This is a genomic window from Snodgrassella alvi (assembly GCF_002777745.1).
Taxonomy (GTDB): Bacteria; Pseudomonadota; Gammaproteobacteria; order Burkholderiales; family Neisseriaceae; genus Snodgrassella; species Snodgrassella alvi_D.
Genome location: NZ_MEIO01000035.1, coordinates 1 through 8,283 on the forward strand (window position 1 = coordinate 1; position 8,283 = coordinate 8,283).

5 protein-coding genes and 1 tRNA gene are annotated in these 8,283 nt (G+C 39.0%); 4 read left to right on the forward strand and 2 right to left on the reverse strand.

Annotated features, from left to right (window positions below; translation table 11 throughout):
• Together BHC51_RS05160 and pgl are read left to right on the forward strand one after the other, a co-directional pair.
• Nucleotides 1-1,056: autotransporter outer membrane beta-barrel domain-containing protein (locus tag BHC51_RS05160; RefSeq protein ID WP_143558778.1), on the forward strand; the 1,056-nt coding region annotated here is incomplete at its 5' end.
• 333 nt (nucleotides 1,057-1,389) lie between these two features.
• Nucleotides 1,390-2,085 carry a 6-phosphogluconolactonase gene (gene pgl, locus BHC51_RS05165; protein ID WP_100135812.1) on the forward strand — a complete coding sequence of 232 codons (696 nt, stop codon included), beginning with the start codon at nucleotides 1,390-1,392 and terminating at the stop codon, nucleotides 2,083-2,085.
• A 46-nt stretch (nucleotides 2,086-2,131) separates the two neighbouring features.
• Here pgl and BHC51_RS05170 read toward each other — a convergent pair whose 3' ends face one another.
• Nucleotides 2,132-4,573 carry an autotransporter outer membrane beta-barrel domain-containing protein gene (locus BHC51_RS05170; protein ID WP_100153497.1) on the reverse strand — a complete coding sequence of 814 codons (2,442 nt, stop codon included), beginning with the start codon at nucleotides 4,571-4,573 and terminating at the stop codon, nucleotides 2,132-2,134.
• A gap of 697 nt (nucleotides 4,574-5,270) precedes the next feature.
• Here BHC51_RS05170 and BHC51_RS12655 point away from each other — a divergent pair.
• Entirely contained in the window at nucleotides 5,271-5,435 is a 165-nt protein-coding gene (locus BHC51_RS12655; protein ID WP_180296430.1) for a hypothetical protein, read from the forward strand.
• Between the two features lie 770 nt (nucleotides 5,436-6,205).
• Here BHC51_RS12655 and BHC51_RS05175 read toward each other — a convergent pair.
• Nucleotides 6,206-6,281 (reverse strand) — tRNA-Lys (locus BHC51_RS05175).
• Between the two features lie 1,124 nt (nucleotides 6,282-7,405).
• On the opposite strand from BHC51_RS05175, the gene BHC51_RS05180 reads away from it, so the two are divergent.
• Nucleotides 7,406-8,283: ESPR domain-containing protein (locus BHC51_RS05180; RefSeq protein WP_218966380.1), on the forward strand; the 878-nt coding region annotated here is incomplete at its 3' end.

Sequence of the window (8,283 nt, forward strand, 5' to 3'; positions counted from 1 at the left end):
AACCCGAATAACCCGAATAACCCGAATAACCCGAATAACCCGAATAACCCGAATAACCCGAATAACCCGAATAACCCCGAAAATAGTAATAATTCCGCAAAACTGAAACCTACTTATCGTAAAGAGGTACCTCTGTATGCTGCCGTAGGTGCCCAACTCAGACAAACCGATATCATCATGCTGGGCAACATGCACCAAAGAATTGGCGCAACACCAACAACTGATGAGCGCATGAGCTGGGGACGAATCATCTCCGGTCGCACCGATATCCGGCAAGATGGCGTTTCTGATACCCATTCCAAAGGCAATTACATCGGCGTACAACTGGGCAGTGATATCTGGCACAACCAAAACTGGCGAATTGGTGGTTATCTAGGTTATATCTATAATGATCTTGATATTGATGGCTTTGCCAGCGGCATATATAACAATGTTGGGAAAAACACATCAAAATCTTACTTTATCGGCGCCTATAGTAACTATGTATATAACAACAGAGCCTATATTGATATCGTTCTACAAGGTGCACATCATCATGTTGATATCAAACCTAACGGTAACAACAACAGTACCCAGAAAGGTCATGGTCTCACCGCATCAATCGAAACAGGCAAACCATTTCCCATCAGCAACAGCAATTGGGAAATAGAACCTCAAGCACAAATAGTACATCAGTGGCTGGATCTAAACGATACAGATATCAGTGGCAAAACCAGTGTCAGCCACAATCACAATAATGCATGGTTGTTCAGATTAGGCGGACGCATGCAAGGCAACTATCAGCTTAACAAAGGTACCCTGCACCCTTATGCCCGCATTAACCTATTCTACTCACCTGATGGAGCAGACAGAACCACCTACCGCACCAACTTCGCAGCCACAACATTGCATTCGGGTTCTGCACATACCAGCACAGAATTGGCTATAGGTGCTAATTACAACATCAATGAGCGAGTAAAAATATACAGTGAAATCGGTCATACATGGTCAAACGGCGGTAATGCGCGAGTAAAAGCACCGCTAAGCGGTTCTCTAGGATTGAAAGTTAACTGGTAACCAAGCAAATAACCATATATATCACCATCAAGGTCAAATCCCTCAAAAAGGATTTGGCCTTTACTTATACAGCAGACAGCCAAAACCAAAAAACCTTTCGTTTCATTCTTATCCAAACCATAAGATCAGAAAAAGCGGCCATAAATACCAAATATATTTAATTATTTAACAACAATTACCCTGTTAAAAACATATTAACCTGATACCCGAGAATAATTAAAACATAACAACTTTATCCAGAAATATATTTTAAATCATCAATATACAACACAGTCCATTATCACAAATTGCATTTACAGCACAAAAACATTGAATCAACCAAAGGAAATCACCATGAATCAGCCCCATGAATACCCCACAAGCACAGCAATGAACACAGCTCTTGCTACTGCCATCAGCAATAACCTGCAACAAGCAGTTGCCCAGCGCTCTCAGGCATCACTGGCACTTTCCGGCGGACCTGCCGTTATAGAGCTGCTCCAGATATTAAGCCGCACCCCCCTACCTTGGGAAAAAATCTATATCACCTTAGTAGATGAGCGTTGGGTAGACAAAGAGCATGAAGACAGTAACGAACGTTTAATACGCACACATTTATTACAGAATCAGGCGAAAAATGCACATTTCATCAGCCTTAAAACCATAGCAGATGACCCTAGCGACAGCATTGATGAAACTCACATACGATTACAGCAATCCCTACCTTTACCAATAGATGTACTGGTATTAGGAATGGGTGATGACGGACATACGGCATCACTTTTTCCACATGCAAATAACCTCAGTAAAGGACTGGATATGCATTCCAACAAAATGGTTATTGATATGCAGCCTCTCACCGCACCACATAAGCGTATTACACTAACCCTGCCAGTTATCATTAACAGTCGACATCTATATCTCCAACTGGTAGGAAAAAAACAGCAGCAAGTATTTCAGCAGGCATTAGCTGGCAACGATACAGACCAAATGCCTATCCGAGCTGTATTACAACAGCAACCAAAAATACAGATTTATCTGGCACAATAAAAATGCGCCAGCAAAGCTGGCGCAATACCTAAAACCAAATCTCCTTTTACCACGAATAACGGTAATTCAGATTAACCCCGAGTTTCTGTTCGGTTTTCTGACCACTGGCATAATTAAGCTTAAAGTCAGCATGGTTATTCTGATCGAAATCCACACCCAGACCAGCTTCATACAAACCACTGTTACCAGCACCGGCAATACGCAGATTTTCATCATCAACAACAGCATGACCCAGCCTACTTTTATCATGCAGCCAATATGCACCTACATAAGGATTTAAACTTACCTTATTCAAAGCAAAAGACGTTTTAACTGTAGCTCCCAGCTTACTGCGATAGAAAGTAGTAGCGTTAGTATAACTATCTCCAGATAACCGCCCAACAGTCATCCCAAACTTCGGCGTAACTACCCACTTCTCATCCAGATTAAAATCCTTACCCAACTGTGCATTCAGACTATTTGCATGCCATGTAGAATTATCCATCTTACTGGCAGAAGTTTTCAGATGGCTGTATCGGTAAGCCGCATCTGCAAACCAGCTGCCGGCATTCTGCCAGCCAGCATAAATACCCGTAGTTATTGCTTTCAGATTACCATCTTTATAATTACCATTAAAATTTACACTCGAATGCCCCTGCCCCACAAAAGCACCCAGATATGTCTGGTTATTATTACCATCACCCAATGACAGAACATGATCATAACCTAATTGCAGACTATAAGACTTCTGCTTGAAACCTGCCGTAGTCAAACCGTCACTAGTGCCCGTACTATCAAAATGGTCATTAGCATAATTACTGTCCAGCCACAGATTATTATTACTCCGAGACTGTGATTTCAGACTAACGAGACGCGCATTCAGTGGTTCCTGTAGTTGATATACAAACTGATTGGCAGCCTGACGCATACTGATCAGCGAATTGGCAAAATCACTGATTTCATAATCAGAACCATGATGACTACTACCCAAAGACGCTGCGCCCTTATCATTGCTTAAAGCCCATTTATTATCATCTTCCTGATGGAAGAAATAACGGTATTTACCTGCATCTACATAATCCTGCACCATAGTGAACGAACCATCACCACCATTGGATTCAACCAGCGTTATTTTTCCATTCGGCGTTTTTGGTCGTTTACGGCTATCAGATACACTGATCTTATGCTCTCCATGTACCTTACCCTCAATCACAATCTTATCCGCCTGCTGATCTGCCAGACTGGTATTCAGATTAAACAAACCATTACTGCCACTCAGGTCACCATGAATCGTCAGCGTCTTGAATTGACCACCTTTACTAAAAGAAATACTGGAATCGTGAATATTTAGCTCATCCAGCTCACTATTGCCATTAATCAGCCAGGAAGATCCATTTTTCAGATTAAATATTAATTTTGGCGCTGGACGTAAATCCACATATGTCCGTCCTGCAAGTTCAGAATGATCTGCCGTTAGTATCAGTGGTTCTTGCGCTGCAACATCAGCATCCGACCGAGCATCGTCCTCATCATCATCTTCACCAAACAAACGATGATCATTTACAACCACCAAAGCATCTCTGGCAATCAAACTACTATCTTTAATATTAAAAACGTTTTTATCTCTTACATCGTCTTCAAAGCCTTGACGGCTAATTACACTAATGCCATAACCAGCATTAATCGTACTACTATCTACATTGATCTTACCGCCACTATCAATCACAAAGCCAACACTATTCTTATGGCTTAGATTGATTGAAGTATTCCTGATATTCGCCTCTCCCTGTTCATATGAATTTATGCCCATATTCCATTCACCACTCCCTTGTATATCCACATGATCCAGATTTAGTGTACCCTCAAATTGAACCTGAGCTGCTCCAGAAAGATAGCTGTCTTTACCTAAAATGATTTTATGGTGGTGTGCATTTAATATCCCTCCATAAATATCGTAAGCCTCAGAAACAGGCGCATTAATAATAAAGTCGGCCTGTGAATCAACATGCCCCTCATCTAATCGGATACCAGTAATATTATTCTCAGATTCTTTCGGGCCTCCTTTTAGCGTAAACTCCACTCCTTTAGGAATAATAACTCTAACAGAATCTTCTCCCTCAGCATATAATCCGATATCAACACCTGTAAAACTAACACTTTCCTTATTATCCGTTTCATAACCTGATTTCTCTAAAAAAGACAGATCCAATATAATATTTGTTCCTGGAGTAAATTCGGCTTTAATAGGAGGGGGATTTTGTACATTATAATCATTGCCAATATTAAACAAAGAACTATCCCACCTCTCTTGAAATTCTGCAGGAGTAGGCACCGCATTCTGATATTGCCCAGCAGCAATCTTCACATCACTGCCCAAAACTTTACCCGCCCCAATATCACACCCATTCCGTTCAGTGCAAGTAGTAGCAGCTAAACCATATGCAGACAATGACCCCAAAACAACCAGTAATATCATTTTAATTTTTGCTGGAGGAGAATTAAATTTCATAATTAACAACCAAATACGTTAAACTAGTAAGATTAAAATAATATACACAAATATAGTTAATATACGTAAATTAGATAACAAATAATTACGTTTTATATGTTTAGATACATTAAAAAGCATTTTATACTTCAATGTGGTTTGGATGATCACAATTTAACAACAATTTGGTAGTTATAATTAAATGTCTTACCGAGATTTTATAACTTCAACCATAAAAATTTATTCTGTATTGCTTAATAAACATGTCTAAACTAGCAACATAGATTCATGCACTGTTTTATAGAATAAATATTAATTTTAAGCAAAATATTTTTGCATAAACATACAGTAGTAAAGGCAGTTTTTTTAAAATCATTAAGCCTGAGTTTTAATAACCACCTAAACATGACTGAACATAAGATCGTAGCTATTTTAAAAGAAGCTGAAGCCAGTATCACCGTCAAAGAACTTTGCCGTAAATATGATCTGGGGAATTCAACTTTCTATAAATGACGTGATAAATACGATGGTATGGAAATCGCAGATATTAAACACTTAAGGAACTGGAAGCTGAAAATCGTAAGCTTAAGCAGATGTTTGCTAAGCTAAGCTTAAAATCTCAGCTTCAGGAGGAAAACATAAAAAAGCTATAGAACCAACTCAAGCACGTAAAGTCTGGACTATAAAAATTCAATAAAATCATTCTGTGACTATTGCCATGAGCTGTGCTATTGTTGGCTTAAACCGCTGTGCTTACTATTATCAACCTAAGTTACCGGATGATTCGGTGAGTATGTCGGTACTCAGTGCCTTCACGGATAGGCATTTACGCTGGGGCTTTCCTAAGTGTTTTAATCGCATCAGAAAGCTCGGTTATAAATAGAATCATAAACGTGTTTATCGAATATATTACCAGCTAAAGCTTAATCTCAGGATAAAGCGTAAACAACGTATCCTCCGCGAAGCCCAGAAAAACTTTCAGTACCGAATAAGCTAGGTGAATGGTGATCAATAGATTTTTATGAGTGACAGCAGTTGTCATCAACACAGATTTAGAACCTTCAATGTCATCGATAACTTTAATCGTATAGCATTAGACATTGATATTGCAGTCAGTTTAGCGGCTGGTAGAATTACCCGTTATCTGGATAAACTGACCAAATATCATGGTTATCTATTAAAAATACAGAATAGTTAACGATTTATAACACCGAAAGACCACATGAGGAATTAACTAATAATAACACCAATTGATATAGAACACTAAAACAAGCAGCGTAATTTTCTACGTGAGTTGAGTACTAAATATGGAATATTTACATACGAGCTCTAAAAAAGCTTTGGATAATGCCTGAATTGAGCAATATTTTCATTAATCTGATTATGCCCTGCACTATCTAGTGCTAACTAATCGGCACAGAGAAAAGTATCTATTGATGCACTAGAAAATGAAAGGTTGGCAATCTTTAGAAATGGTACAAAAGTATGCCCATTTGGCTCCAGAACATTTGGTCAAAGATGCAATAAAGATTGACAGCATTATGACAGGTGACTGTCACAATTTAGGCACAGTAAACAAATCTGAGGAGAAAGTAATAACAGTAGATACGATGCGTAAAATGTTGAAAGATATGGAAGAAAATGGTGGATTGATGGTGGGTCGTGAGCGATTCGAACGCTCGACCAACGGATTAAAAGTCCGCTGCTCTACCGACTGAGCTAACGACCCGAGAGCGCGCATTTTAGGTAAGAGTGCCACTGCTGTCAAGTCCTTTGTCGTTTTTCATCTAGGACAATACAGCAATTAAAGGTACTGCCACTGCCAACAACGCTTTTAATCTGTAATTAACCATTATGTTTAGCCAGAGTATATATAGCACTTGCTAGGCAAAGTCCAGTACTACCACTCTGGCATGAGCAGCCGGAATCCACTCGATAAAAACGCTCCATCAGATGCAGTATGTGTTCAGCAACAATTTCTGCTCCAATGCTATTACCCAGAAAAATTGCCTGCTAAAACTTATGCTGATATATGCTGATATTTGTGCACTTGTTAGCCGAATAATAATGATTTCCTGTGACGGCGTATAGCCTACAGCATTAAACAAAAGATTGCTGAAAGTATTATACAAATCCTATTGAATATCATTTATCCAGATATCTCTAGCTAGCTCACAGTGAAACCACATCCAAATAGAATATAACAACTCTTTCCTAAATCACCATTTCTATCCAAATCAATCGCTTTTATTTTCGATACAGTTAGCTTGCCTAAGCTTAGGCTTCTAATCTCGACTATTATCACTAACTAAGGCAACTATTCTATTCATCTGACACCCTGTAATTTCTAAGGCAGTAATACATTGTATACAGCAAAAACTAAAAAAAGCACCGCATTCGTATAAGCATTAAATTGTTTTATAAATAATTGCCGCTTACTTTTTCAACATAAACACATAAACCATTAATACATCAGCACATAACTAATACAGCTAGCTTATGTCAAAAATTACATTAATTAACTAAAAAACCAATAAATTAAATATATAACAATTACAACTATAATTCATTATCATTTGACTTATGTCAAATAAAAGTCAACTCAAATAACTAATTTATATCTATTTTTACTATTAAATACAAATAATATTTATCATTTCATTGATAACAAATATAAAAAATTGATTTATAAAAATAAATATTATTTTTAGATTTTCACGTTAATTAATTAATAATTACATACGAATTTGACAAAATTACATACAAAAATATAGTATGCAGTTCAAATTAATTTTATTTATTTAAAATTAATTTTTTTTACATACTTAAACCTATTTAAATAAAGACCCCAAAATGAACAAAATATACAAGCTCATTTGGAATAGAAAAGAACAGGCTTATACCGTCACGTCTGAACTGGTACGGAAACGCGGTAAAGTTACTGGGACAAAATTGGCAGCAGTGGTTGGTGCGGCCATATTATCATCTAATATGGCATATGCTGAATGCTCGTCGTGTATCGAGTCATCTACAGCATTTGAAAGTCAAGTCATACCTACTGCTATGATTTCTCTTGCGGATGCAAGTGATGACGTTGTAACAGAACAACCTAGTAGCGGCGAACAGCCTGACAGCAACGGAACTGGCGACAACAGTACCGGTTCTTCCGATGAAACCGGCAACGGCTCTGATGAAACCGGCAACGGTTCCGATGAAACTGGCAACGGTTCCGATGAAACCGGTAACGGCTCTGATGAAACCGGCAACGGTTCTTCTGATGAAACCGGTAACGGTTCTGATGAAACCGGTAACGGCTCTGATGACACCGGTAACGGTTCTGATGAAACTGGCAACGGTTCTGATGAAAATGGTTCCGGTGAAACCGGCAACGGTTCCGATGAAACCGGCAACGGTTCTGATGAAACTGGTAACGGTTCCGATGAAACCGGTAACGGTTCCGATGAAACCGGTAACGGTTCCGATGAAACCGGCAACGGTTCCGATGAAACCGGCAACGGTTCCGATGAAACCGGCAACGGTTCTGATGAAACCGGTAACGGTTCTTCCGATGAAACCGGCAACGGCTCTGATGAAACCGGCAATGGTTCCGATGAAACCGGCAACGGCTCTGATGAAACCGGCAACGGTTCTTCTGATGAAACCGGTAACGGTTCTGATGAAACCGGCAACGGTTCTGATGAAACCGGCAACGGCTCTGATGAAACCGGTAA